24 protein-coding genes are annotated in these 24,735 nt (G+C 67.5%); 12 read left to right on the top strand and 12 right to left on the bottom strand.

Going from position 1 to position 24,735, the window contains the following annotated elements; all coding sequences use genetic code 11:
* Window positions 1-78 precede the first annotated feature (78 nt).
* The 4 genes from EOHIBHHM_RS17235 to EOHIBHHM_RS17220 all read left to right on the top strand — a co-directional run bounded on the left by EOHIBHHM_RS17235 (window position 79) and on the right by EOHIBHHM_RS17220 (window position 5,067).
* Window positions 79-681: an ArsR/SmtB family transcription factor gene (locus EOHIBHHM_RS17235; protein ID WP_497252773.1), complete on the top strand. Its 603-nt coding sequence runs from the start codon at window positions 79-81 to the stop codon at window positions 679-681.
* Window positions 682-717: 36 nt separating this feature from the next.
* Window positions 718-2,130, top strand: a complete 1,413-nt coding sequence (locus EOHIBHHM_RS17230; RefSeq protein WP_497252771.1) for a S8 family serine peptidase — start codon at window positions 718-720, stop codon at window positions 2,128-2,130.
* An 81-nt stretch (window positions 2,131-2,211) separates the two neighbouring features.
* The gene (locus EOHIBHHM_RS17225; RefSeq protein WP_497252769.1) at window positions 2,212-2,619 is read left to right on the top strand and encodes a hypothetical protein; all 408 of its coding nucleotides are present in this window, start codon (window positions 2,212-2,214) and stop codon (window positions 2,617-2,619) included.
* 75 nt (window positions 2,620-2,694) lie between these two features.
* On the top strand, window positions 2,695-5,067 hold the full coding sequence (locus tag EOHIBHHM_RS17220; protein WP_497252767.1) for an ATP-dependent DNA helicase: 2,373 nt from the start codon (window positions 2,695-2,697) through the stop codon (window positions 5,065-5,067).
* Between the two features lie 157 nt (window positions 5,068-5,224).
* Here the strand turns inward: EOHIBHHM_RS17220 and EOHIBHHM_RS17215 are convergent, their stop codons facing one another.
* Together EOHIBHHM_RS17215 and EOHIBHHM_RS17210 are read right to left on the bottom strand one after the other, a co-directional pair.
* The gene (locus EOHIBHHM_RS17215) at window positions 5,225-6,169 is read right to left on the bottom strand and encodes a calcium/sodium antiporter (protein ID WP_497257036.1); all 945 of its coding nucleotides are present in this window, start codon (window positions 6,167-6,169) and stop codon (window positions 5,225-5,227) included.
* 241 nt (window positions 6,170-6,410) lie between these two features.
* The gene (locus tag EOHIBHHM_RS17210; protein WP_497252765.1) at window positions 6,411-6,596 is read right to left on the bottom strand and encodes a DUF7576 family protein; all 186 of its coding nucleotides are present in this window, start codon (window positions 6,594-6,596) and stop codon (window positions 6,411-6,413) included.
* Window positions 6,597-6,746: 150 nt separating this feature from the next.
* Between EOHIBHHM_RS17210 and EOHIBHHM_RS17205 the strand changes: the two genes are divergently transcribed.
* The gene (locus EOHIBHHM_RS17205) at window positions 6,747-6,959 is read left to right on the top strand and encodes a DUF7511 domain-containing protein (RefSeq protein ID WP_497252763.1); all 213 of its coding nucleotides are present in this window, start codon (window positions 6,747-6,749) and stop codon (window positions 6,957-6,959) included.
* Between the two features lie 32 nt (window positions 6,960-6,991).
* On the opposite strand, the gene EOHIBHHM_RS17200 is transcribed toward EOHIBHHM_RS17205, so the two are convergent.
* From EOHIBHHM_RS17200 to EOHIBHHM_RS17190, 3 genes are all read right to left on the bottom strand, one after another.
* A complete protein-coding gene (locus EOHIBHHM_RS17200; protein WP_497252761.1) occupies window positions 6,992-8,734 on the bottom strand; it encodes a DNA mismatch repair protein in 1,743 nt (580 codons plus the stop codon).
* 76 nt (window positions 8,735-8,810) lie between these two features.
* Window positions 8,811-9,041, bottom strand: coding sequence for a UPF0058 family protein (locus EOHIBHHM_RS17195; protein WP_497252759.1), 231 nt, complete (start codon window positions 9,039-9,041; stop codon window positions 8,811-8,813).
* A 172-nt stretch (window positions 9,042-9,213) separates the two neighbouring features.
* A complete protein-coding gene (locus EOHIBHHM_RS17190; RefSeq protein WP_497252757.1) occupies window positions 9,214-10,014 on the bottom strand; it encodes an N-acyl homoserine lactonase family protein in 801 nt (266 codons plus the stop codon).
* Window positions 10,015-10,103: 89 nt separating this feature from the next.
* Between EOHIBHHM_RS17190 and EOHIBHHM_RS17185 the strand changes: the two genes are divergently transcribed.
* Window positions 10,104-10,466 (top strand): hypothetical protein, encoded by a 363-nt coding sequence (locus tag EOHIBHHM_RS17185; RefSeq protein ID WP_497252755.1) that lies wholly within the window; start codon window positions 10,104-10,106, stop codon window positions 10,464-10,466.
* A gap of 15 nt (window positions 10,467-10,481) precedes the next feature.
* Here the strand turns inward: EOHIBHHM_RS17185 and EOHIBHHM_RS17180 are convergent, their stop codons facing one another.
* The 5 genes from EOHIBHHM_RS17180 to menE all read right to left on the bottom strand — a co-directional run bounded on the left by EOHIBHHM_RS17180 (window position 10,482) and on the right by menE (window position 17,223).
* Window positions 10,482-11,297: an SDR family NAD(P)-dependent oxidoreductase gene (locus EOHIBHHM_RS17180; protein ID WP_497252753.1), complete on the bottom strand. Its 816-nt coding sequence runs from the start codon at window positions 11,295-11,297 to the stop codon at window positions 10,482-10,484.
* Between the two features lie 118 nt (window positions 11,298-11,415).
* Window positions 11,416-12,564, bottom strand: a complete 1,149-nt coding sequence (locus tag EOHIBHHM_RS17175; protein ID WP_497252751.1) for an acyl-CoA dehydrogenase family protein — start codon at window positions 12,562-12,564, stop codon at window positions 11,416-11,418.
* A gap of 107 nt (window positions 12,565-12,671) precedes the next feature.
* The gene (locus EOHIBHHM_RS17170) at window positions 12,672-13,550 is read right to left on the bottom strand and encodes a hypothetical protein (protein WP_497252749.1); all 879 of its coding nucleotides are present in this window, start codon (window positions 13,548-13,550) and stop codon (window positions 12,672-12,674) included.
* A 255-nt stretch (window positions 13,551-13,805) separates the two neighbouring features.
* Window positions 13,806-15,488: a long-chain fatty acid--CoA ligase gene (locus tag EOHIBHHM_RS17165; RefSeq protein WP_497252747.1), complete on the bottom strand. Its 1,683-nt coding sequence runs from the start codon at window positions 15,486-15,488 to the stop codon at window positions 13,806-13,808.
* Window positions 15,489-15,522: 34 nt separating this feature from the next.
* Window positions 15,523-17,223, bottom strand: a complete 1,701-nt coding sequence (gene menE, locus EOHIBHHM_RS17160) for an o-succinylbenzoate--CoA ligase (RefSeq protein ID WP_497252745.1) — start codon at window positions 17,221-17,223, stop codon at window positions 15,523-15,525.
* Between the two features lie 102 nt (window positions 17,224-17,325).
* On the opposite strand from menE, the gene EOHIBHHM_RS17155 reads away from it, so the two are divergent.
* Window positions 17,326-18,711: an arylsulfotransferase family protein gene (locus EOHIBHHM_RS17155; RefSeq protein WP_497252743.1), complete on the top strand. Its 1,386-nt coding sequence runs from the start codon at window positions 17,326-17,328 to the stop codon at window positions 18,709-18,711.
* Window positions 18,712-18,745: 34 nt separating this feature from the next.
* Here the strand turns inward: EOHIBHHM_RS17155 and mce are convergent, their stop codons facing one another.
* The gene (gene mce / locus EOHIBHHM_RS17150; RefSeq protein ID WP_497252741.1) at window positions 18,746-19,129 is read right to left on the bottom strand and encodes a methylmalonyl-CoA epimerase; all 384 of its coding nucleotides are present in this window, start codon (window positions 19,127-19,129) and stop codon (window positions 18,746-18,748) included.
* A 122-nt stretch (window positions 19,130-19,251) separates the two neighbouring features.
* On the opposite strand from mce, the gene EOHIBHHM_RS17145 reads away from it, so the two are divergent.
* The 5 genes from EOHIBHHM_RS17145 to EOHIBHHM_RS17125 all read left to right on the top strand — a co-directional run bounded on the left by EOHIBHHM_RS17145 (window position 19,252) and on the right by EOHIBHHM_RS17125 (window position 24,189).
* Complete coding sequence (locus tag EOHIBHHM_RS17145; protein WP_497252739.1) at window positions 19,252-20,205, top strand: NAD(P)H-binding protein; 954 nt, start codon at window positions 19,252-19,254, stop codon at window positions 20,203-20,205.
* A gap of 124 nt (window positions 20,206-20,329) precedes the next feature.
* A complete protein-coding gene (menD, locus tag EOHIBHHM_RS17140; protein WP_497257034.1) occupies window positions 20,330-22,087 on the top strand; it encodes a 2-succinyl-5-enolpyruvyl-6-hydroxy-3-cyclohexene-1-carboxylic-acid synthase in 1,758 nt (585 codons plus the stop codon).
* Window positions 22,088-22,143: 56 nt separating this feature from the next.
* A complete protein-coding gene (locus EOHIBHHM_RS17135) occupies window positions 22,144-22,638 on the top strand; it encodes a hypothetical protein (protein WP_497252737.1) in 495 nt (164 codons plus the stop codon).
* 48 nt (window positions 22,639-22,686) lie between these two features.
* Window positions 22,687-23,169, top strand: coding sequence for a DUF8215 family protein (locus EOHIBHHM_RS17130; RefSeq protein ID WP_497252735.1), 483 nt, complete (start codon window positions 22,687-22,689; stop codon window positions 23,167-23,169).
* Window positions 23,170-23,274: 105 nt separating this feature from the next.
* Window positions 23,275-24,189 (top strand): 1,4-dihydroxy-2-naphthoyl-CoA synthase, encoded by a 915-nt coding sequence (locus tag EOHIBHHM_RS17125; RefSeq protein ID WP_497252733.1) that lies wholly within the window; start codon window positions 23,275-23,277, stop codon window positions 24,187-24,189.
* Window positions 24,190-24,400: 211 nt separating this feature from the next.
* Here the strand turns inward: EOHIBHHM_RS17125 and EOHIBHHM_RS17120 are convergent, their stop codons facing one another.
* Window positions 24,401-24,604, bottom strand: a complete 204-nt coding sequence (locus tag EOHIBHHM_RS17120) for a DUF4177 domain-containing protein (RefSeq protein ID WP_497252731.1) — start codon at window positions 24,602-24,604, stop codon at window positions 24,401-24,403.
* Window positions 24,605-24,735 lie beyond the last annotated feature (131 nt).

Here is a 24,735-nt window from a genome sequence, read left to right as displayed (position 1 = left end):
TCGTCGCCCGAACACTCTATCTCGACGTGTGTTAACGGATTCCGAAGGGTTTACTTCTTCGCCGTATAATGGAGGAATATGTCAGGGCTGCTACCGTCTGACACGCAACCGTCTCAGACGCGAGACGGTGACCTCCGCGTGCTCTGGCTCGACGACGAGGAGTCGGACCGACTCATCAGTTCGCTCTCCTCGGAGACAGCCCGTTCCATTCTCACCGCGCTTCACGAAGCTCCCGCGACGGCCTCGGAACTCTCCGAGACGGTCGACACCTCGCTCCAGAACATCCGACACCACCTGACGAACCTGCAGGACGCCGGGTTGGTACAGGTCACCGACACGCGATACTCGGTGAAAGGGCGAGAGATGAACGTCTACGCGCCGACCGACGACTCGCTCGTCGTCTGCGTCGGGCGGGAAGACGACCGGTCGACGTTTCTGGACTCGTTGCGACGGCTGCTCGGGACGGTGGCGGTACTCGGAGTCGCGAGTCTCCTCGTCCAGTTCGCCTTCGGGACGAGCGTCGTCGACGTCGGCGGTCCGGGGACCGCCCCCCGCGTCGGCGACAGCGTCGGCGGCGCGACCGAACCGCTTCTCGGGCTACTGCCGCCCGGTGCGACGTTCCTCCTCGGCGGGTTGCTCGTCCTCGCCGTGGTCGCCGTCTGGGACCACCAGCGGAGGTAGGCGAATGGGGAGGACGCGAATCAGGGGTGAACGGGTGTGAGCCAGCGCCCGCGACGAGTCGCCGTCCACCTGGTGCTCGCGCTCCTGTTCGTGTCCACCTTCGCAGCCCCCGCGCTCACGCGGTCGTCGATGCCGGGCGACGCCTCCCTCGGCGGCCCCTCTCAGTACGACGACCTCCTCGTCATGCAACGCGGCGCGATACAGGCGTCGATCGAGGCGCGAGCCACCGTCGACGACCCTCGAGAGTCGATCGCCGGGCTCCACAGCGAGGGCAGTCGCGGCACCGACGGGGTGCGTGCGATCCGTGCCGACGAACTGCACAGACGAGGGATCACCGGCGAGGGCGTGAAGGTGGGCGTCGTCGGCAGCGCGTTCGACGCCGACAACGCCGCCATCGCCGACCGCGTCGACGGCCACTACCGCGCCGACGAGGGACGTCACACCACGCAGACCGCCCACGACACGGCCGTCGCCGAGGTGGTCACCCGGACAACTCCGGACGCGGCGCTCTATCTCGCCGGCGTCGGCGACAGTCCCACGCCACAGTCGTACGCCGACGCCGTCGACTGGCTGGTCGAGCGGGACGTCGACGTCATCGTCGACTCGGGGAGCTACTTCGCGCCGACGACGGGCGAGATGAACCGCATCTCGGCGGCCGCCGAGCGCGCGTCCGACCGGGGCGTCGTCTTCGTCACGTCGGCGGGCAACTACGCCGACCGTCACTGGGCCGGCGTCGCCGACGGCGAGGAGTGGGTCTCGTTCGCGCCCGACTCCGAGTCGAACGCTCTCGCCGGTGGCGACGTGACGAGCGGACGCGTCTCGCTGAAGCTCTACTGGAACAGTTCGGCGGACTACGACCTCTATCTCTACCGGAAGACGCCCGGCGAGGACCCGGTCGTCGCGAAGTCGACGACGCGACAGGACGGCGAGAACGCCTCGCCCGTCGAGACGGTCGACGCCGTCGTCCCGAAGGGAGTCTACTACGTCGGCGTCTACGCCCACGAGGACGCGGCCGACGAGACACAGCTCCGTCTGTTCTCGCCACACCACTCGCTGACGTACACGACGGCGGCGGGCAGCATGGTCGCGCCGGCGACGAGCGAGCGCGTCATCACCGTCGGTGCGCTCGACGCGAAGAGCGGTCACGTCCGAGCGTACAGCTCGCAGGACCGGACCGGCGCGCTGCCCGACGTCACCGCTCCCGACGGTGTCGAGACGACGACTGCCGGAACGTTCTACGGCACGTCGGCGGCGGCCCCGTACGTCGCGGGGTCGGCCGCGCTCGTGAAGTCACGCGACGGCGAACTCTCGCCGCGACAGATCGAACAGCTGCTCGAGTCGACCGCACGCGAGACGGAGCACGGCCGTCAGATCGACGCGCTCGCGGCGGTCGAGGCCGCCTCGGCGGAGTCGCAGAACACGACCGCTCGCGTCGCCCCCGACGCGTGAGAGCGCTCACCCCCGACGTTCATCACGGTCGCGACTGTCGGAGTCGGTAGATGAGACGATCAGAGCCGGGTGGGAGCTGACGTGTGCGGACGACACCGTCGACGGCGTCGGCCGTCGACCCGCCGCGAACGACGCATCGAGGAGTACTGGAGTTGGATCGCCGTCTCGCTGTTCCTGCTCGTGACGGTCGATCTCCTGACGTCGCTCGCTGCGGCCGCGGTCGTCGGCGTCGGTGCGGAGAGCAACCCGCTCATGGCGTGGCTCCTTCGGCAGAACCTCCCGACGCTCGTCGGCGTCCACGTGGCGGCGGTGGTGGTCGTCAGCGTCTGCTTCGCCGGGGTGGTTCGGACGCTTCGGCGGACGCCCGACCCGTACGCTCGCTACTTCGCGTTCGGAATCGAACTCTGGCTCGGGACGTTGCTCGCGGTCGGGCTGTTCGTCTTCGCGAACAACCTCTCGGTCGTCGTCCACGGGGCGAGTCTCCTGTGAAGGAACCAGAGTTTTTGTGTGAAGCCGCGACCACGCTCCGATACAGCTAACCATGGCTACGAGCGAGGGAACGTCGTGACCTGGAAGTCGGTGTTCGGCCACGCGGAGCCGTATCCGGAGCAGGCGGAGGGTATCGAGACCGCCATCGAGACGGCCTCGCGCGGCGGGTTCACGGTACTCGAAGGCGCCTGTGGCACTGGCAAGACCATGCTCGCGCTCACCGCGGGCATCGACCGCGTCCGCGACCCCGACTCCGACTACGAACGGGTGGTCGTCCTCACGAGCGTCAAGCAGCAACTGCGACAGTTCGAGGACGACCTCCGGACGATAAACGAGAACCTCCCCGACGACTGGCGACCCGTCTCCGGACTGACGCTCGTCGGCAAGGCCGACGTCTGTCCGTACAGTCGCGAACGCGTCGCCGGCGTCGACGAGACGAACGTCTACGACCGCTGTGAGGGACTCCGCGAGCGGACGCGGAACCTCGTCGGCGACGGCGGCGACACCACCGCGGCGTCGCTCGTCTCGCAGGCGCGGCAGGCCCAGACCGGCCTCGCCGACTCGGGGGCGGGCGGCCCTGACTATCTCGAGACTGCGGGCGATCCGACGCCGTATCCCCCCGAGACGCCCGAGTACGGCGACACGGAGTTCTGCCCCTTCTACGCGCAGTTCCTCGACGACCTCCCGGAGGACGGCGACCCCGTCGAGGCGGTGCCGTTCGACTTCGCCGACCGGGGGCTGCTCGAACCCGACGACCTCGTGTCGCTGTCGGCGGGGTTCGGCACCTGTCCGCACTCGACGATGGGGGCAGTGCTCCCCCACGTCGAGGTCGTCGTCGGCAACTACTACCACGCGTTCGATCCGACGACGGCGTCGACGTTCACCGGCGCACTGCTCGACGACTCGACGTTTCTCGTCTGCGACGAGGCGCACATGCTGGAACCGCGAGTGCGCGATCTCGTCAGCGACGCCGTCGGCGACGTGAGTCTCCGTGACGCCGAGTCCGAACTGACGCGCGTCATCCAGCCCCTCGAGTTCGACGACGAGAGCGCGACGTCGACGGCCGACGCCGATCTCGTCCGGGCCGAACTCGAGGAGTCGGACGTCACGCTCGCCGAACTGAAGGAGCTCCGGCAGTTCGTCCGTGACCTGCGCGAGGAACTGGACCGCCGGGTGAAGGCGCAGCTCGACCGCGTCCGACCCGACTGGCGGGCCGACCTGACGCGACTGGAGGACCACGAACTCCCGCTTCGGGACCCCGAGGAACCTGCGACCGACGAGATCACGGAGTGGGCACGAGACGCCGGCTACGACGGCGGCGTCTGGGCGCGGGCGGAGGTCGTCGGCTCCGTCGTCGCACGGGTGCTGAACTCCGCAGAAGCGGAAGACAAGCAGCGCGCCACACCCGGCGTCGGCCGCGTCCTCGGCGAGTGGTACCGGCAGGACCACGAGCGGTACTTCCGCGAGATCGAGTTGGAGCGGACGTGGGACGAGAGCCAGCCCCCCGACTCGTGGCGACGGGCCTACAACGCCCGCCTCGCACTCCACAACTGCGTGCCGAGCGACGCCATCGGCAGCCAGTTGGCCGAGTTCGGCGGCGGCGTGCTGATGAGTGCGACGCTCGAACCGCTCGACGTGTTCCGTCGCGTCTCCGGGCTGGACTATCTGGAAGCGGAGGGGCGGCCGGTCGTCGAGCGGACGTTCGGGCTGGGGTTCCCGCCGGAGAACCGCGCGAGTTTCGCCGTCGACGCGCCGAAGTTCACCTACGGCAACCGGGGGTCGCCGGGCGAGGAGAACGCCACGCGGCAGGTGTACGCCGACGCGGTCTGCGAGGTGGCCCGTCGACCGGGCAACGTCCTCGTCGGGATGCCGAGTTACGGCGAGGCGGAGTGGATCGCGGGCGTCCTCCGCGACCGACTCGACAAACCCGTGCTCGTCGACGAGTCGAGCGACGACGTCGCCACCGAGTCGCTGAAGACGGAGTTCTTCGGCGGCGACGACAAGGTGCTCGTGACCAGTTTGCGAGGCACGCTCACGGAGGGCGTCGACTACCGCGGCGACCGTCTGTCGGCGGCCGTCGTCTGCGGCGTCCCCATCATCAACACGTCGAGTCCGCGGACGAAGGCCGTCAAGACGGCGTACGACCGCGAGTTCGGATCGCCCCCCGCGAACGACGCGAGCGGAGGTTCGCAGGGCGGGGCAGCGTCCCGAAGCGGGTTCGAGACGGCGCTGACGGTGCCGGCGGTCCGGAAGGCGCGACAGGCGATCGGTCGGGTCATCCGCGGCACCGACGAGGTGGGCGTCCGCGTGTTCGTCGACGCCCGCTACGCCCGCGACTCGTGGAACAGCGTCCGCGAGTACCTCCCCGCCCAAGAGCGCGAGGAGTTCACCCCGGTCAGTACCGACATGCTGTCGTTCGCCCTCGACCAGTTCTGGGACGACCGCTGACCGCGCGCCGGACTTGCAAGTTACGAGGACGTCCGCAACTACGACGGATCGTGGACCCAGTGGGGAACCTCATCCGATCGCCCATCGCGGTCGGTGAGGAGAGCGAGAGGAGCCACGAGAACGACGACTGAACGGTTCTGGCGACGACCGAGCCGTCTCAGGGGAGCAGGAAGTAGAAGAAGACGAGATAGCTGCCGACCAGGATGCCGCCGTCGACCCGGGAGACGTCCCGGTTGCGGAGCATGAGTGCGATGACCCCGAAGGTGAAGCCGATGAGCACCGGAAAGTCGAACGTGATCGTGTCGACCGGAACTTTCAACGGCACCATCAGCGCGAGGACGCCCAGCACGGCGAGGATGTTGTAGATGTTCGATCCGACGACGTTGCCGATGCTGAACTCGGACTCGCCGCGCATCGCGCTGACGACCGAGGCGGCGAGTTCGGGCAGCGACGTCCCGAACGCGAGGACGGTCAGCCCGACGAATCGGGGACCGAAGCCGAGTTCGACGAGTGCGCCCTGCCCGCCCTGGATGAGCCACCGCGACCCGAGAAGCAGGAGGACGAGACCGCCGGCGAGTCGCAGCACGTCCGCGAGTCGGGGGTCGACGTCTTCGTCGAGGTCGACCTCGTCGGACTCGACGGGACCCTCGGACTGGCGCATCCGGTGGAACAGGTAGGCGGTGAACGCCGCCAAGAGGAGGAGGAAGACGCCGCCGTCGAACCGCCCGAGTCGGCCGTCGAGTCCCAGTCCGACGAGCACCACGGAAGCAGCGACCATGAAGGGGACGTGCTCTTTGAACACGGCGTCGTCGACCGAGAGCGGTCGGATGAGGGCGGCGATGCCGAGGACGAGACCGATGTTGGCGATGTTCGATCCGACGATGGCGCCGAGTCCGAGACTCGACGAGTGGTCGAGACCCGAGAGGATGGCGACGAACAGTTCCGGCGTGGTCGTCGCGAAGGCGACAACGGTGACGCCGACGATGGCGGCTCTGAGACCGAACCCGAGCGCGAGTCGGGCCGCGCCGTCGACGAGCAGTTCCGCGCCGAGATACAGCAGCACGATCCCAGCGAGCAAGTAGAGCGAGTGCGTCGAGAGCAGTACGTCCGTCGTCGACGTCGCGACGCCGGACTGGAGTAGCGACGTCGCGTCGGCGGGGACGAGGTCGGTCGACAGACCACCGTAGCGGGACATTACCGTCGGTAGTCGACAGGAGGGCATAAATCCGGCGTGTCGAGTATCACAATCAATAACACAGTCGTGTGAAATGTGAACTAGACACACAGAGCGGGCCGGTGACGGACGACACGATCGGAGCGAGGCTGGCGGAGCGAGACGGCGTTCAGGCGGCGTCTCGGGCGTCTCGGCAGTCGTCGCTACAGAAGTGGTGGTGTCGGACGAGACCGTCTTCGATCTCGGTGACGACGCGGTGCGTCGGCGACTGGACGATCTTCGTCCCACAGGTAGCACACTCCGGGGCCGTGCTCTCGTCGACGTCCTCACCGAGATCTGACGTGGGGTCAACCATGCTTCGGTACTCTGGGTTCCCATCGCACTTGAATCCGACTTCGACGGCAGTTTTCGGTCGGTAGCGACAGGTGGTGGCGCTACGTTCGGCTATAGAGAGCTCTTAGTAGCGGTTATGTAGTGACGGCTGCATCTCTATACCGAGTCAGTCATGTCAAGAGCCGACACGGAGTTCACGGGGGCGGGTCGTCGGACAGAGACGCGGACTGGACGGGAGTTCGACCTCCACAGCGTCGTCGTGAGCTACGAGGACGGCCCCGACGAGTGTACCATCTATCCCCGCCGGTTCGACCGTCACGAGCGGACCGCCACGTGGCTCACGGCGAACGTCGACTGTTTCGTCGACCTCGCCGACGCCCGGTAGGTTGGAGTCCGCCTACCGGCGTCCGCCGACGGTCAGTCGGTCGACTGCCCCACGTCCGACAGCGTCTGTTGGACCGCCTCCTCGCCGACGGCGGCCGCCAGCGCCTCGAACCCCTGTCGGACCGACCGATCGCCCGCGTTGGCGACGAGCCGGGAGACGATGAACTCCGGCGTCGACTTGCCGACCGTGCCGAACCGCGGCTGGTAATCGACCTGGAGCGCGAGCTCCTGCGTCAACCCTTCGGCGAAGATGCCGTCGATGCGCGCCTCCGACGGCAGCGGGCTGAGTTCGTCGGCGAGGTGGGTGACGTACACCCCGAGCGCGCCGCGGTCGACCGTCAGTTGGACCAACCCGTTGAGCAGGTCCGCCGCCCGCCCCGGTTCCGTGATCGCCTCGAACTCGTCGACGAGCATCAGCGCCCGTCCCTCGTCGGTCAGCGGCGGGACGATGGACTTCAGCGTCGACTCCAGCACGCCGGCGTTGAAGCTGGCGTGCCGGCGGTGGAAGACGACCGTGTCGAAGCGACCCACCTCCGCCGACTCAGCGGGGACGGGCAACCCCATCGCGGTCAACAGCGTCACCTGGCACAGCGTCTCCAGCAGCGTCGTCTTCCCGCCGGAGTTCGCCCCCGTGAGCACGGAGACGCGGTCGCCCGACGGCGGGGCGCTGGCGACTCCGCTCACGCCGTGCTCGCCGACGCCGTAGGTGACGGGTTGGACCTCGCCCTCCAGCAGCAGGTTCCGCGCGTCGACGACCGCGAGCCCGTCGTCGACGAGCGTCGGCCGTCGGAGGTCGTAGGCGACCGCGAAGCGCGCAAGCGAGAGGGAGAAGGCGATGTCGTCGACGGCGGCGACGGCGGCGTCGACGTCCTCGCGGGCCGTCTCGACCGCCTCCTCGAGCTCCGAGCGAACCGACTCCTCACGGCGTTCGACCCGCTCGTCGAGATCCGCCGCCAGCACCCGCAGCGTCGTGCTCACGAAGTCCGCCGCGTCGACGACGTCGTCGGCAGCGGCGCTCTGGACCTCGCCACGGGTGAGCTCCGTCTCGCGGGCGACGTACTCGGCGACGGCGTTCTCGAAGTCCTCGAGGCTCCGGACGCCCGAGTCGCGGACGGTGTCGAGGACGTCGAAGGCGCTGTTGCTGAGCGTCTCCGCCTCCTCGTGTTTCGCACGCAGTCGGTCGAGTTCGTCGTCGACGCCGTCGACGACGCGGCCGTCCTCGACGTAGCCGAGCGCACCCGCCGCCTCCCGGAGCGCGTCGGGGTCGACGTCGTCGAGAGCGGCGAACGCACCGCCGCTCAGCCCCGCCTCTCGGAGGGCGAGTGCGGCCTCGACGGCGGCGCGTTCGGTCCCTCCGCGCTCGTCGTAGCGGGCGAACGCCTCGAGGACGGCCTCGCGGTCGTCCTCGGTCAACTCCCGCCAGGAGTTGGTCGCGTCGAGCACCTCGTCGAGTCGGGACTCGACGGCCGCGCGGTCGAGCAGCGGCGTCAACACCCTGATCCGGTCTGCGGCGTGGTCGGTGACGGCGTACTCGCCGGCGAGCGACAGCAGTTCGTCGTAGACGCTGCGGGCGTCGGACGTGCCGAGCGTCGCCATCCCCGCGTCCCCGTTCGCTCGCCGGAGGATGCGGGTCGCTCGTCCACGAGAGACCCCCGCGTCGGCCAGCGCGCGGATGTCGGCCGACTCGATTGCTTCGAGGGCCGCCTCGGTTCCGAGCGTCTCGCGGAGGCGTTCGCTCGTCTTCGGCCCGACTCCCCAGTAGTCCTCCAGTCGCATACCCGTCTCTGACGTCGCCCCCGGCTTAGTGGTTACCTGTCGCTCGTCGGGACCAGCCGGGTGACAGCAGTCGTCGCTACCGGGCGGGGACGGTCTCGGTCGCCCGCTTCGCGCAGTCGGCGAGGATTCGTGCGAGGAGCGAGACGGCCTCCTCGTGGCGGTCTCGGGACTCTCGCAGCGCCATCGGTGTCACTCCGAGGGCGGCGTAGGGTTCGAGATCAGCCGGCGTTGCGACTCCCCTCTCGACGTACTCCTCGGCGACCTGCACGAGAAGTGTGTGGAGGTGGATCAGTTCGTTCTTCTTCACGGTGATACACGTACGTGCTCAAATGGCCTAAGCGGTACGGTAAGGGCTCTTCAGAAGGAAGTTACGCTCGCGGAGACTGTGAGATAATCCTCGATGGGCTGTCGGATGGACGGCTGGTCGAACGGAAGAACGGTCGAACGATCGAACGTCGAACGGAGAGTGGATCGCCGGTCTACCACCGGCCGACGAGCGACTCGAACCGCTCGCGGTCGTGGCCGTAGAGGACGGCGGCGTCGTGCCGACGCTCGAGTTCCTTCAGCGTCTGGAGGCTCTCGAACCAGTCGCGTTCGCTCCAGAGCAGGCCGGGGCCGAGCGGCACCTCCTCGGCGTAGTTGGCGTCGACGTAACACTCGTCGCCGGCGACGAGTAGCGTCTCGTCGTCCGGGAGGTCGATCTTCGCGCCGAGCACGCCGGGTGTGTGTCCCGGCAGGTGGAGGAGTTCGACGCCGTCGAAGAGCGTCCGGCGGTGGCGGTGGACGATCTCCCAGTTCAGATCGTGGTCGAAGTCGCTGGCGAGGTAGGCGATGGAGCCTTCGGTCGTCTTCGCGCTGTAGTAGGCGAACTTGAGTTCGTCCTCGTGGACGTAGACGGGGACGTCGGTCCCTGCGAAGTGTCGGAGACCGCCGGCGTGGTCGAGGTGGAGATGGCTCGTCACGACGGCGTCGACGTCGGAGAGCGCGTAGCCGACGTCGTTCAGATCGTCGTCGAGGTGGTGGTCGCTGGCGTCGACGTGTTCGAAGGCGTCGTAGAGCGGTTTGGGCCAGTAACCGTCGCCCGCTTCGGGGTGCGACCCGGTGTCCCAGAGGATCGTCGCCTCGGGGTGGTCGACGACGGCGTTCCAGACGACGAACTCGACGATCTCGTGGTCGGGGTCGGGGTTCTCGGCGTCGGCCATCGCGTAGCCGTCGACGACGTAGTTCCTGTCGGCGCGGACGCGACCGCGGTCGACGAGCGTGACCGAGATGTCGGACATACCCCCGGTTCGGACGGGACGAGGTTAACTGTTCGTTCGTTGAGACACCGGCCCAAACACAAAAACGTCGCCCGCGCGTCGGGTCGGACGTGAGCCCGGACGAATCCGCGCCGAGCATGGACGAACCGCGCCCGGCCGAGGGGTGGCCGGACGGCCCTCTGACCACGGACGAAGCCCGCGATCTCCTCGACGACGACGTCGTCGCGGTGTGGGTGATGGACCACGACGAGGACACCCGAGAGACGGTCCTCACGGAAAACGACCCCGACGACGCCGTCATCGAACTGATCCTCGAGACGCCGACGAACTTCCGGATGTACAGCTACACACACGGCGTCAACGGGACGGCGTGGATGGACTACGGCGAGACCGAGAAGGGAACCGACGGCGCCGAGATGATGCTCGACACGCTGGAGAGCTACCACGTGCTCGTCGGCGACCCGGTTCGCTGAGTCGTCGAACACCGCTTAGATGACGTTCTGGAGGATGCCGCCGTCGACGGCGAGCGCCTGCCCCGTGACGTTTCTGTTCTTCGCGTAGAAGACGGCGAGACGACCCATATCCTCGGGCGTCTGGTCGCGGCCAAGCGGGATGACCCGCTCGATGGTGTCGGCGTAGTCCTCTTCCAACGTCGGCGTGAGTACCTTGTTCCACATCGGCGTGTCGACGATCCCCGGACAGATGGCGTTCACCGTCACGTTGTCGGGGGCCAGTTCCAGCGAGAGCGACTTGGTGAGGCCGAGCACAGCGTGCTTCGAAGCGCAGTAGTGGCCCAGGCCGGCCGCGCCGATGGTGCCGGCGATCGAGGCGGTGTTGATGATCGTCCCCTCGGACGCTTTGAGGTGTGGAATCGCGGCCTGCGAGCCGAGGAACACGCCCTTCACGTTCACGTCCATCACCGAGTCCCACTCGGCCTCCTCCATCTCCTCGACCGGGTCGACCGTGATGATACCCGCGTTGTTGACGAGGATGTCCAGTTTCCCGAACTCCTCGACCGTCTCGTCGACGAGCGCCTGCACCTGGTCGGCCTTCGTCACGTCGCACTCGACGACGTGCCCGCGGCGTCCCTCCGCCTCGATCCGGTCGACGACCTCCCGTGCCCGCGTCGCCCCGCTCACCTCGCGCGAGGACTGCTGGTTGTACTCCGTGTCGAGGACGTCGACGTCGGCGACGACGACGTCACTTCCCGCGGCAGCGAGTTCGACGGCGATCCCCTCGCCGATCTGTCCACCTGCACCGGTTACGATCGATACTGCTCCCTCGAGTGAGTGTTCGGCCACCATAGCTCCCACTGAGAGACGCCAACATACGACATAGTCGTTCGTCGTGTCGATCAGGACAGTCTTTCGAAACGGATCTTCGACGGTCGAGAAAAGCGTCGGTGTCGTCGTCTACCGCCGTCTACTGCCGCTGACGGTAGATGAGGTTGCGCTGGACCGCGTTGGTACCCTCGTAGATGACTGGGATACGCACGTCGCGGTAGACGCGGGCGATGCGACGATCCGTCAGGTTCGAGCGGCCGCCGTGGAGTTGCATCCCGCGTTCGGCACACTGGACGGCCGTCTCGGTCGACTTGGTCTTACAGAGCGCCGCCCAGTAGCCGGCGTTGTCGTGGCCTGCGACCTTCTCGGCGGCCCGCCAGTTGAGCGCCCGGGCGGACTCGAACTCGATGAGCATGTCGGCGAGATCGTGCTGGACGGCCTGGAACTCCGAGACGTCGCGACCGAAGGCGCTGCGGTCGTGGACGAACGCCCACGCCTCCTCGATGGCGGCGGCGGCCATGCCGAGACCGTGGCCGCCGACGACGACGCGACCGTGGTTGAAGAAGTCCGCGAGCATGTAGAAGCCGCCGCCCTCGCTCCCGATGAGGTTCTCCTCCGGGATGGTGCAGTCGTCGAAGACGATGTGGGCCTGTTTGGAGGCGCGCATCCCCATCTTCTCGGGGATGTGTTCGGCCTCGTAGCCCTCGGTGTCGGTCTCGACGATGAACATCGAGTAGTTGGAGTAGCGGTCCTCCTTGTCGCCGGTCTTCGCGTAGACGGTGACCCAGTCGGCCTCGACGCCGTTGCCGATCCAGTACTTCTCGCCGTTGAGCACCCACCCCTCGTCGGTCTTCTCGGCGGTCGTGGTCATCCCGGCGAGGTCCGACCCCGTCTCGGGTTCGGAGACCGCGAGCCCCGAGATCTGCTCGTTCTCGGCGACGGGACGGAGGTACTCCTCCTTCTGTTCCTCCGACCCGTACTGTTCGACGATCTCACAGCCGAAGCTCGCGAGCTGGAGGGTCAGCGCGATGCCGGCGTCGGCCTTGTAGAACTCCTCGGCGATGGCGAGGATCTGTTCGAGGTCGTACCCCTTCCCGCCGTACTCCTCGCCGATGTCCTGGGCGACGAGGCCGGCGTCCATCCCGGCTTCGAGGATCTCCCACGGGTACTCGCCCGTTCGGTAGTACTCCTCTGCGTTCGGTTCGATGTGCTCGGCCGCGAACTCGCGGGCCTGCTGTTTGACGTCACGGGCGTGCTCGGGGACGACGCTGTCGTCGAGAAGGTCCATGCAACGTGGGTAGAACCCACACGATTTAATACCAGGTGAAATTCCGTGTCCAGGAAAACGAGTTTATTGTTGTTACGCGAGAGACGTGCCGAGACTGGGTGGAAGCGTCACTTGACGCCGGGGTTCGCGTCGCCGTGCGTACCGGATTCCGCAGCGCGGTTCTCGGCCGTGATCTCGAACGACGTCGTGCTGATGCTCACCGCGGGGTTGTCAGGTTCGATGTTTCGGAGACGCTGGTACGTGTATCCGGCGTCACCGCTATAGGCCGGATACTCGTCCTGCATAACCGACTCGGAGTTCTCGTCGAGTAATGCCGTCGTGAGACGCAGGTGGACGGTCGTCGACTTCGAGTTCCCGTCCGTCGCCGCGTCGATGGTCGACGTGTCACCGATGACGCCGTAGTTGCCGTTGGCGTAGCTACCAGAATCGTCGCCGAGACTCGCACCTGTCCAGTGATCCTCGTCGGGGTAGTCCGACGCTTCGTCGTAGTACTGTTCCATTCCTTCCTTGTACAGCACGATCTTGGGCGGAACCAGCTTCGATCCGTCGTTCGGGTCGACGAAATCGCCGTTTCCGTTGATGTCGTAGAACGCCGAATTCGCCGTCGCGAGTGGATTTCGACCACTATCGGGGTATCGGTCAGTCGTCTCGTACTGCGGGACAGGATTCCCGCTCGAGTCTTCCGTGTAGAGCCACGGGGTCTCACGGTAGACTGGTTTGAACCCCTGTCCGTCGATACCGGCTTCGAGGACGTACCGAAGCTTCATCGGCTTCTCGTCGAACCCTTCCCACTCCGTGTAGACGCGCGGGTTGACGAACACCTCGGTAACGTTTCCGTCGTCCGTCGTCACGGTTCCAGGGTTTCCGGCGTCGAGCGTACTGGTCATCTGTGCGGCAGCCGAGCCCGAAAGCGTCGCGAACCCGGTACCACCAGCGACTGCGGTTCCGCCAATTAGCGAGAGTGCCTTTCGTCGAGTGAGTTGCATTTGATCAGATCTCCTTGTGTTCGTGAACCCGGCATCGACCCGAGACCGGACCAGCGCACCACATCGCGCAGTCCGTCCATGGCTTGATCCGGTTCGGCGGTCGTCGGGGTCGAACACAGTTCACCCCAAGAGATGGACGGCATTCAACAATTGCCGCCAGAGAATCCACAGAGTGAGTAAGAACCCGAGTAACCACCACTTATCGACCGGTCCGCCGCTTCGTGAGGAGACACGGTGTCTCCCCGGAGACCCGATTTAGTCCTGTCCCGGCGCAGCCTCGTCGGGTGTCTTCCCCTCGACCAGCGACTCGTCGTCGTACTGGTCGCGCAGTACCTTCTTGTCGAACTTTCCGGTCGCTGTCTTCGGTACCTCGTCGATGAACACGACCTCGTCGGGTGCCCACCACTTCGGGAACTTCTCGGCGACGAGCTCCTGCAAGTCGGCCTTCAGCCCCTCGTGGTCGACGCCCTCCTTCGGGACCACGCAGGCGACGGGCCGCTCTTGCCACCGTTCGTGGGGGACGCCGATGACCGTCGCCTCCGCGACGTCGTCGTGGGCCATCAGCGCGTTCTCCAGTTCGACCGAGGAGATCCACTCGCCGCCGCTCTTGATCACGTCCTTCGCGCGGTCCACCAGTTCCATGTAGCCGTCGGGGTCGATGGTGACGACGTCGCCGGTCTTCAGCCACTTCCCGCCGGGGGCGTCCTCGAAGTCCTCCTCGTTGGCGTCAGGACGCTTGAAGTACTCCGTGACGACCCACGGCCCGCGGACCCACAGTTCGCCGAAGTCCTCGCCGTTCTGCGGCACCTCCTCGCCGTCGTCGCCGACGACCTTGTACTCGAGCCCGGGGACGAACAGCCCCTGTTTGGCCCGCTTTTCGTACTGTTCTTCCTTGCTCAGCTCCTCCATGCCGGGTTTGAGATGCGAGACGGTGCCGATCGGCGACATCTCGCTCATCCCCCACGCGTGGAGCACGTCGACGTCGTACTCCTCGTCGAACCGGCGGATGACCGAGGGTGGGGCCGCGCTGCCGCCGATGACGATGCGCTCCAGCGACGAGAGGTCCGCGTCGTGTTCGTCGAGGTAGTCGAGCAGCCCCAGCCAGACGGTCGGGACGCCCGCCGTGAGCGTCACGCCCTCCTCCTCGATGAGCTTCGCCAGATCTTCGGGACTCGGTGCCGGCCCCGGATAGACGTGTTTTGCTCCCGCTGCGGTCGCCGAGAACGGCATCCCCCACGCGTTGACGTGGAACATCGGCACTACGGGCATCACCACGTCGTCCGCGCCGATGTCGAGTCCCGACTGCGGAAGCGACGCCATCGTGTGCGCCCAGAGCATCTGATGAGTGTACTCGACGCCCTTCGGCTTCCCCGTCGTCCCCGAGGTGTAACACATCCCCGCGGGTTGCTCCTCTCGGACCTCGGGCCAGTCGTAGTCCGCTTCCCGACCGTCGACGAACGATTCGTAGTCGGTCACCGGCGACAGCGACGTGTCCGGAACGTCGCTACCGACGACGACGAACTGGTCGACGGAGGCGAACGCCTCCTCGCCACCCTCGGCGACGACGGCGGCCTCCAGTTTCTCGAGCAGCGACGGGTCGACGATGATCACCGAGTCGCTTGCGTTCTCGACGATGTACTGGATGTGGTGTGCCGGGAGCAGCGGGTTGATCGTGTGTAGCTGTGCGCCCATGTTCGGCACCGCGAAGTAGGTCTCGAAGTGCCGGTGGTGGTTCCACGAGAACGTCGCGACGCGGCCGCCCTCGGCGACGCCGGCGTCGGCGAGCGCGTCGGCGAGCTTACCGACGCGCTGTTCGTACTCCGCGTACGTGTATCGCTGTACGCCCTCGTGCGTCCGCGAGACGATCTCTCGGTCGGGAAAGAGTCGACTCGCTCGCCACAGAAGCGGCCGCAGGGTCTGGTCGGTCGTGCCTGCCATACCTACACAAGTAACGCGTCTGTAATGATTTTTCCTACTGCGACCCGCCGTCGCCACTCGGTTCGTCGCTCGCGTTCGACGCCGGATCGATGTCGCGGTCGTTCGTCGCGTCGGCGTCGCGGTCGTTCGTCGCGTCAGTCTCGTTTGTCGCCTCCACTTCGGCGTCTGCAACGTCGACCCGATCGGGCGCGGTGAGCAGGTCGCGGACGGCGCTCCGTTCGACCGTCCCGGAAGCGGTCCGCGGGAGTCCGTCGACGAACCGCACCAGCCGCGGGAGTTTGTAGCCGGCGAGTCGCTCCCGACAGTGGGCTTCGACCTCGTCGGCGGTCAACTCGGCGTCCGAGGCGACGACGAGCGCGGCCACCCGCTCGCCCCACTTCTCGTCGGGGACGCCGACGACCGCCGCCTCCTCGACGCCGGGATGTTCACGCAGGGCGTCGACGACCTCGCCGGGGTCGACGTTCTCGCCGCCGGTGATGATGCGGTCGTCCTTGCGGTTGAGCACGTACAGCCAGCCGTCCTCGTCGCGGTACCCCACGTCGCCGGTGTGGAGGCCGCGCTCGCCGACCGCCGCGGCCGTCGCCTCGGGGTCGCCGTAGTAGCCCGGCGAGACGGTCGGTCCCGAGACGACGAACTCGCCGATCTCGCCCGTCTCGACCGGTTCTCCCAGTTCGTCGACGACGGCGACGTCTGTCCCGAACAGCGGACGGCCGACGCTGCCGAGACGGTCGACGGCCTCCTCGGGGCGGGCAGTCGCGATCTGCGAGGCGGTCTCGGTCATCCCGTAGGTCGGACAGACCGGGACGTGGTAGTCGCGGCAGCGCCTGACGAGTTCCTCGGAGGCGGGTGCGCCGCCGAGCAGCACGAACCGAAGCGAGTCCGAGAGCGTCCCGCGACTGTCGAGCATCCGTTCGAGCATCGTCGGCACCAGCGAGACGCCCGTCACGTCGTACGTACTGATGTCGTCGGCGGTCGCACCGGGGTCGAACTCGCCACGGAGGACGACCGTCGTCCCGTACAGCGTCGACCGGTAGAGCGGTGCCAGCCCGCCCATGTGGTAGAGCGAGAGCGGAACGAGCCAGCGGTCGTCGGGGAGCACGCCGAGGTGGAACGCCGAGGCGACAGCGCTGGAGAAGACGTTGCCGTAGGTGAGCACGACCGCCTTCGGGTCGCCGGTCGTCCCAGAGGTGAAAAGCAGGACGAGCGGGTCGCCGTCGGTCCACTCGGCGGGTGAGACGTCGACGGGGTCCGTCCCGTCGAGCGACGCGACGCGCTCCCACTGAGGGTCGTCGAGCGAGACGAGCGGGATCGAGTGGGTCGACTCGTCGGCGACGGTAGTGTCAGTCTCGGAGACGTCGTCGCCGCCGACGGTCGCCGCGACCGCCTCGACCGCCTCGACGGCGAGACGTTCGGTCGACTCGCCGCAGACGACGGTCGTCAGGTCGGCGGTCTCCATCTGGTCGGCGAGTTCGCCGGCCGTCAGCCGGGTGTTGAGCGGGACGAGCGTGGCGCCGAGTCGCATCGCCGCGTGGACGAGATGGACCGCCTCGACGCGGGTCGACAGCAGCATCCCGACGTGGTCGTCGGCTTCGACTCCGAGACCAGCCAGTCGCGCCGCGAGCGTCGCGACGTCGGTGTCGAGGTCGGCGTAGTCCCAGCGGTCGCCCGTCTCGGCCGAGACGAGTGCCGTCGCGTCGGGCGTGGCCCGCACGCGGTGGGAGAGCCAGTCGTTCATCGGTCGGAACTCTCGCCGGGGGAACTACTCTCTTTGCATCGCGAGAGACCGCAGTCGCCGCATCGGTAGCTTCTTTCACGCGCCTCGCCCAGCAACCGACAGATGCTACCTCGCCGGCTTCGCTCCCTCCTCGACTCTCGCCGCCCTCTCCGCATTGCGTTCGCGTTCGTCGTGGTCGTCGCCGTCGGCGCCCTCGCCGTCTCGTACGTCACGGCACCACCGACCTTCCCCGAGCGTGTCGAGAGCGGCCAACCGATCGCCGAACCCGCCGACGGCACGACCGTCGTCGCCACGCAGGGACTCGGACGGCAGGGGTGGCACCACGCGTTCGTCGGCGACAGCCCAGGCGAACTCGTCGCCGTCGCCGCCGACGGCTCCGTCGCCTACTACGACGACACGTACCAGAGCTACTGGGACGTCGACCCCGTCGAGGGGACCGAGTCGACCGTGCTGTACGTCGCCGCGGAGTACCTCTCGGCCGAGGAGTGCGACGCTGCCACGAGCTGTTACCGGAACCACGTGCTGGAGACGAACGTCTCGACCGGCGAGACCACCGAGGTGTACAGCTACGTCGTCCGCAACGAACCCTCGATCCGCTGGCACGACGTCGACAGGTACGGAGAGGACAGCCTCGTCGTCGCCGACATCGCCGAGGATCGGGCGTTCGTCGTCGACACGACGACGGGCATCGTCGAGTGGCAGTGGGACGCCCAGAGCGACTTTCCCACCAGCTCCGGCGGCGAGTATCCGACCGACTGGACGCACATCAACGACGTCGAGGTGCTCGACGACGGCCGACTGATGCTCAGCCTCCGCAACCAAGACAGGGTTGTCTTCGTCGACCCCGAAGAGGGCGTCCAGCGGAACTGGACGCTCGGCGAGGAGGACAACTACAGCGTCCTCTACGAGCAGCACAACCCCGACTACATTCCCGAGTCCCGTGGCGGCCCGGCCGTCGTCGTCGCCGACTCGCACAACAACCGGGTCGTCGAGTACCAGCGCGTCGACGGCGAGTGGGAGCAGTCCTGGCAGTACGGCGACGCCGTGCTCCAGTGGCCGCGCGACGGCGACCGTCTACCGAACGGCCACACGCTGATCACCGACTCCAACGGCGACCGCGTCGTCGAGGTCGACGAGTCGGGCGAGGTCGTCTGGACGCTGGACGTCAACCTCCCCTACGAGGCCGAACGCCTCGGGACGGGCGACGAGTCGACCGGCGGCCCGAGCGCGACGAGCGCCGACCTCCAGCCACACGAGGCAGAAGGGGACGGCGGCGGTCTCTCGCTTCGCTCGGTCGCCTACGCTATCGTCCCCGGCGAGATCATCCTCGGTCTCGGCTTCGTCCTCCCGTCGTGGATGGGGTTCACCGAGGCGCTGGTGCTGTTCGGACTGCTCGGGACGCTGACGCTGTGGGCCGTCCTCGAACTCTACTGGCTGCCGTGGTCGGTGAGCGTCCACAACCCGCTTCGGATCCGACGGGAGGAGTGAGCGCCCGTCACGGCCCGACGCTCGAGACCGCCAGTCAGTGTTCGACGAACTCGACGAGCACGCCGCCGGTCGACTTCGGATGCAGGAAGGCGACGTCGTGGCCCCACGCGCCCGGTCGGGGCTCCTCGTCGACGAGGTCGACGCCGAGGTCGCGGGCGGTGGCGAGTGCGGCCCCGATGTCGTCGGTCGCGAGGGCGACGTGGTGGATGCCGGGGCCGTTGCGGTCGAGGTACGACGCGATGGCTCCCTCCCCGTGCGGTTCGAGCAACTCGAAGTAGCCGCCGTCGAGTTCGAGGAAGACGACAGTCATCCCGCCGAACTCCTCCTCGTGGGCGACGGGTGCGTCGAACAGGTCGGCGAACAGGTCGGCGAGTGCGGCGGCGTCGTCGGTGGCGACGCCGGCGTGGTCGAACTGCATGGCCGGGACGAGGTGCGTGGGACGTATAAACGTGGCACATGCGAGCGGGAAGAGAGGGAGGCAGCGCACGGAGACGACGGTGGCCATCAACTAGTTGCGTGACCGGACCCTGTTTCCCGAGGATGCGTGTGCTCGTCACCGGTGCGACCGGGTTCGTGGGGAGTCGTCTCGTTCCGACACTCGTCGACCGCGGTCACGAAGTCGTCGTGTTGACCCGCGACGCCGACTCCTACGAGGGTGCGGCCGACGAGGTCTACGAGGGCGACGTCCTCGAGGCGGGGAGCTTCGAGCACGCACTCTCGGACGTCGACGCTGCCTACTATCTCATCCACTCGATGGACGCCAGCGAGGACTTCGCCGAACAGGACCGCCGCGGCGCGCGTCACTTCGAGCACGCGGCGAGCGAGGCCGGCGTCGACCGCGTGCTGTATCTCAGCGGACTCGGCGAGGACCGCGTCGACCTCTCGGAGCACCTCGAGTCGCGGCGGGAGGTCGAACGGATCCTCTCGGAGGGGTCGTTCGACCTGACGACGCTCCGGGCGGCGGTCGTCATCGGGAGCGGCAACACCAGTTTCGACATCGTCGAGCAGTTGGCGACCCGCCTCCCGGTGATGGTGACGCCGCAGTGGGTCCGCGTCGACTGTCAGCCGATCGCCGTCGCCGACGTCGTCGCGTATCTCGTCGGGACGCTGGAGACGCCCGAGACGGCCGGAGTGACGTACGACGTCGGCGGCGAGGCGGTGCTCACCTACGGCGACCTCCTCGACAAGACCGCCGACGTCGCCGGGCGCAGTGCGGTCATCGTCCCCGTCCCGGTGTTGACGCCGCGACTCTCCGCCTACTGGGTCGGTCTCGTCACCGACGTCCCGAACTCCGTCGCCTACCCGCTCATCAAGGGGCTGAAGAACGAGGTCGTCGCCGAGGACGAGGCGGTCCGAGCGGCGATCCCCATCGAGTTGACGCCGTTCGACACGGCCATCGAGCGAGCGCTCGGCGACGAGGCGAATCCGGAGGACGACGCCGAACGCGCAGTGGAGAAACTCGCGCGTCTCGACCGCTCCGAGCGCGGTGACTGAGTCGATCACGGCGACTGGCGGTGTCGACGGTGTCGCACCGGACGTCGACCGACCGCGTCACACCGACGTCGCTCGCGAGTCGAACCCGCAGGAGTATTCACCGCGCGTTCCCAACTCGCCGCCAATGAGTGCGCCGAACCGTAACGTCCTGTGGGCTCGCACCTTCGTCGACGAACTGGCGACGGCGGGCGTCTCGGCCGTCTGTATCACGCCGGGGAGTCGCTCGACGCCGTTGACGACGGCGTTCGACGAACACGACGACGTCCACGTCTTCTCGCATCTCGACGAGCGGGCGTCGGCCTTCTTCGCGCTCGGCCGCGCCCGCCGGACGGGGAAGGTGACGCCGCTGGTCTGCACCTCGGGGACGGCCGCGGCGAACTTCCACCCCGCCGTCGTCGAGGCGTTCCAGTCGCGCGTCCCGCTACTGCTCCTGACGGCCGACCGACCACCGGAACTCCGCGACTCGGGTGCCAACCAGACCATCGACCAGGAGAAGCTCTACGGCGACGCCGTCCGGTGGTACAAGGACATGCCTGAACCGGAGGCGACGGAGCGCAAGCTCCGGATGCTCCGGACTACTGCGGACCGGGCGCTCTCGGAGGCGACGGGCACTCCCTCGGGACCGGTCCACCTCAACTTCCCGTTCCGCAAACCGCTGGAGCCGACGCCCGTCGCCGGCGACGTCCCGGCAGACCTCGACACAGAGGCCGTCCTCGGGCGGGAGGACGACCGCGAGTACGTGAAGACGACGAGCGGCGTCCCCGAACTCGACGACGACCGTCTCCGGCAACTGGCCGAAGACCTCGAAGTCGAGCGCGGTCTGATCGTCGCCGGTCCGGCGGACGCACCCGGCGTCGACCACGAGGCGATCACGGCACTCGCCCACGCGACGGGGTTCCCCGTCGTCGCCGACCCGCTCTCGGGGCTCCGCTTCGGCGGCCACAACCGCGTTACGACGGTGCTCGGCGGCTACGACGCCTACCTCGACGAGCGCGTGACCGACGAGTGGCCCGACCCGGAGGTCGTCTTTCGGGTCGGGGCGTCGCCGACTTCCAAGCCTCTGCGCAAGTATCTCGCCCGCACCGACGCCCGCCAGTTCGTCGTCGACCCGGCCGGCGAGTGGCGCGAGGCCGAGTACGCCGCGACCGACCTCGTCGTCGCCGACCCCTCGCGACTCGCCGGAACGCTCTCGCGGATCGTCCGTGCCCCGAAGGACGCCTCGTGGACCGAACGCTGGCAGGCCGCCGAGGAAGCCCATTGGAACGCCGTCGACGACGCGGTCGAGCGCGGCGAGTCGTTCGAGGGCCGTGTGCTCGCGGACGTCGCCGACGTCGCCCCGGAACCGTCGACCGTCTTCGTCTCCAACAGCATGCCCGTCCGCGAGATGGACCGCTTCGCCCGCCCCGCCGCACGGAATCTGACTGTTCTCGGAAATCGCGGGGCCAGCGGCATCGACGGCATCACCTCGACGGCGCTCGGCGCGGGGAGTGCGACGACGGACGACCTGACGCTCGTGACGGGCGACATCGCGTACTACCACGACCTCACTGGACTCCTGGCGGTCGGTCGTTGCGACCTGGACGCCACCATCGTCGTCGTCAACAACGACGGCGGCGGCATCTTCCACATGCTCCCCATCGAGGACTACGACCCGCCGTTCACGGGGCAGTTCAAGACGCCCCACGGGCTGGACTTCGAACCGACGAGCGACCTCTTCGGAATGGCGTTCGCCCGCGTCGACGTCGAGGGGTTCCGTGACACCTACGCCGAGGCCGTCGCCAGCGAGGGGACGCACGTTGTCGAGGTGACGAGCGACGCCGAGGCGAGCCACCGCGTGCGGGAGTCGCTGGAGGAGCGGGTCGTCGACGCGCTGACCGAGTAGCGATCGAACGATCGGATACCGAACAGTTTTGCCGGGCTGCGTCGACTCCCTCGACGATGCCCTCCACAGCTTGGAAAGTCGTCACGGCCCTGCTGATGACGTCCGTCCTCGCGTACGCCGTCGTCATCGCCGGGAGTATCCTGCTCGGAGTCGTCGCCACGACGCTCGTCTTTCTGGTGTCGTGGCTCGTCGCGTACGCCCGTGAGTCCGACGCCATCCCACCGCTGGGAAATCGACGACTCGCACTGGCGTCTGGACTGTCGGTCGTCGTACTCGCGTACTCGTTTCTCATCGCCGGGCAGATACTGCTCGGTCTGTTGGCCGTGGTGGCTATCTTCACAGTCGCTTACGGTCACTCGATGCTCACACACTACGGATATCCTGCCTCGCTCGGCCGAAAACGAACCATCGTCGTCGTCGTCCTCTCCGTGCTCATCCTGGGGTACGCGCTCGTCATCGCCGGGCAGATTCTCCTCGGGTTCGTTGCCGTGTTCCTGCTCTACGTGACGGCGTGGCTGACGAGTCCGACCGGACCGCTGTTGGACGATTAACACGGCGAACGACGAGCGTTTATGTGCCAGAGCGCACAACGAGGGACCATGCCGCCGAACCGCGGGACGGACCTCTCGACCGAACAGCGACAGCTCCGGCCGCGCGAGGAAGAAAGCAGCCTCAGCAAGTGGCTTCAAAACGCGTTCGACGCGACCGCGGAGGTGCTCGTGTTCGCGATTCCGATACTCGCCGTGGTGTTTCTCACCGGCGACGTCGAGGTGACGTTCGTCCTGCTCGCTGCACTCTGCTCGCTGGTCTTGGGCGTCGCTGTCCAGCGTCACCGCCCGCTCGGCATCCCGTGGCCGGGGATGACGCCGCTTCTCGTCCTCGTCCGACTCGTCGTCTACAACGTCGCACTCGCGGCCGGACTGGCGCTCGGCGGACTACTGTTCGCCGACCCGGTCGTCGGCTTCTCGTGGGTCGAACAGCCGATCCTCGGCCCGAGTCTCGTCGCCGCCCTCGTCGCCGTCGTCGCCGTCGTCGGCTTCCCGTACCTCGCGAGTGCGCTGGGGCACCTCAGACACGGGTGAGCGTCCGTCTCCGAGGCCTCTCGCACCGTCGTCGGCGTCGGCGACAGAGGGTCACCGAACCGACCGACGGGAATCTTTTTGCGCGCTCCGGCCCCGCCTTCGAGCATGGTCTCGGACCTCTTCGACCCCGACCGCTGGGAGGCGGTCGACGCCTTCGACTTCGACGACGTCACCTACCACCGCGCGGTCGACACCGCCGCGGTTCGCATCGCCTTCGACCGCCCGGAGGTGCGCAACGCCTTCCGACCGGGGACGGTCGACGAACTCTACACGGCGCTGGATCACGCCCGCAAGCAGGCGAACGTCGGCTGCGTGCTCCTCACCGGCAACGGCCCCTCGGAGGAGGACGGTGGGTGGGCGTTCTGTTCCGGCGGCGACCAGTCCGTGCGCGGCGGGTCGGGGTACGAGTACCGCGACGACGACGAGGCGAGCGAAGACGACGACCCCGCGGTCCGCGAGGCCAAAGCGGGGCGTCTCCACATCCTCGAAGTCCAGCGCCTGATCCGGTTCATGCCGAAACCCGTCGTCGCCGTCGTCCCCGGGTGGGCCGTCGGCGGCGGCCACTCGCTACACGTCGTCTGCGACCTGACGCTCGCCTCCGAGGAACACGCGAAGTTCCTCCAGACCGACCCCGACGTCGCCTCCTTCGACGGCGGGTTCGGGAGCGCCTACCTCGCTCGGCAGGTCGGCCAGAAGAAGGCCCGGGAGATCTTCTTCCGGGGGAAGACCTACTCGGCGGAGGAGGCCGTCGACATGGGGATGGCCAACGAGGCGATTCCGCACGAGGAACTGGAGGAGGTCGCCCTGGAGTGGGCCGACGAGATGACCTCGAAGTCGCCGATGGCGATGCGGATGTTGAAGTACTCGTTCAACGCCATCGACGACGGGATGGTCGGCCAGCAGGTGTTCGCCGGCGAAGCGACGCGACTGGGCTACATGACCGAGGAGGCTCAGGAGGGTCGGGACGCCTTCATGGAGAAGCGAGAGCCGGAATTCGACAAATTCCCCTGGCACTACTAACCGACCTTTTTCTGAGAAAACGAACGGCGGAGCCGTTCGTGCTTCTCGAAAATCTTCGATTTTCGGAGACGTCGGGTGTCCTCGCGCACCTTCGGTGCGCTGCGGGCACCACTCCTTGAAAAAGCTCGAGCAAAAAGACCGCCCCGCACCTCGCTCGCTAACGCTCGCTCGGCGCGGTACAACAACCTTGGAAACCGCCCGCCCCCGCAATTCACTCCTTCGGTCGCTTGAACACGAGCGCACTCGTCCGACTCTTGGGTCGCCCGCCGAGTCCCGTCTCTGACCCCGTGAGCGACGCCGCCAACTCCCAGCCGTCGTCGCCGAGTCGATTCAGCAGTTCCTCGGACACGCCTTCGCTGGCACCGAACAGCCCGCCGCGCTCCAGACTGACGATCTTGTACTCCCACTGTGGCATACGTGAGTGGTCGAACCGTCGACACGAGTAGCTTCCGGGGCGATTGGACGATTCGGGCTGGACGCGACGACCAGGACCTGACCGCTCCCGGCGGATAACCGAACCTTGACAGCGACGCCGCCCCGACTGTC

This window comes from Halogranum roseipondis (assembly GCF_059695585.1).
This window is presented reverse-complemented; position numbering and strand designations above follow the sequence as displayed.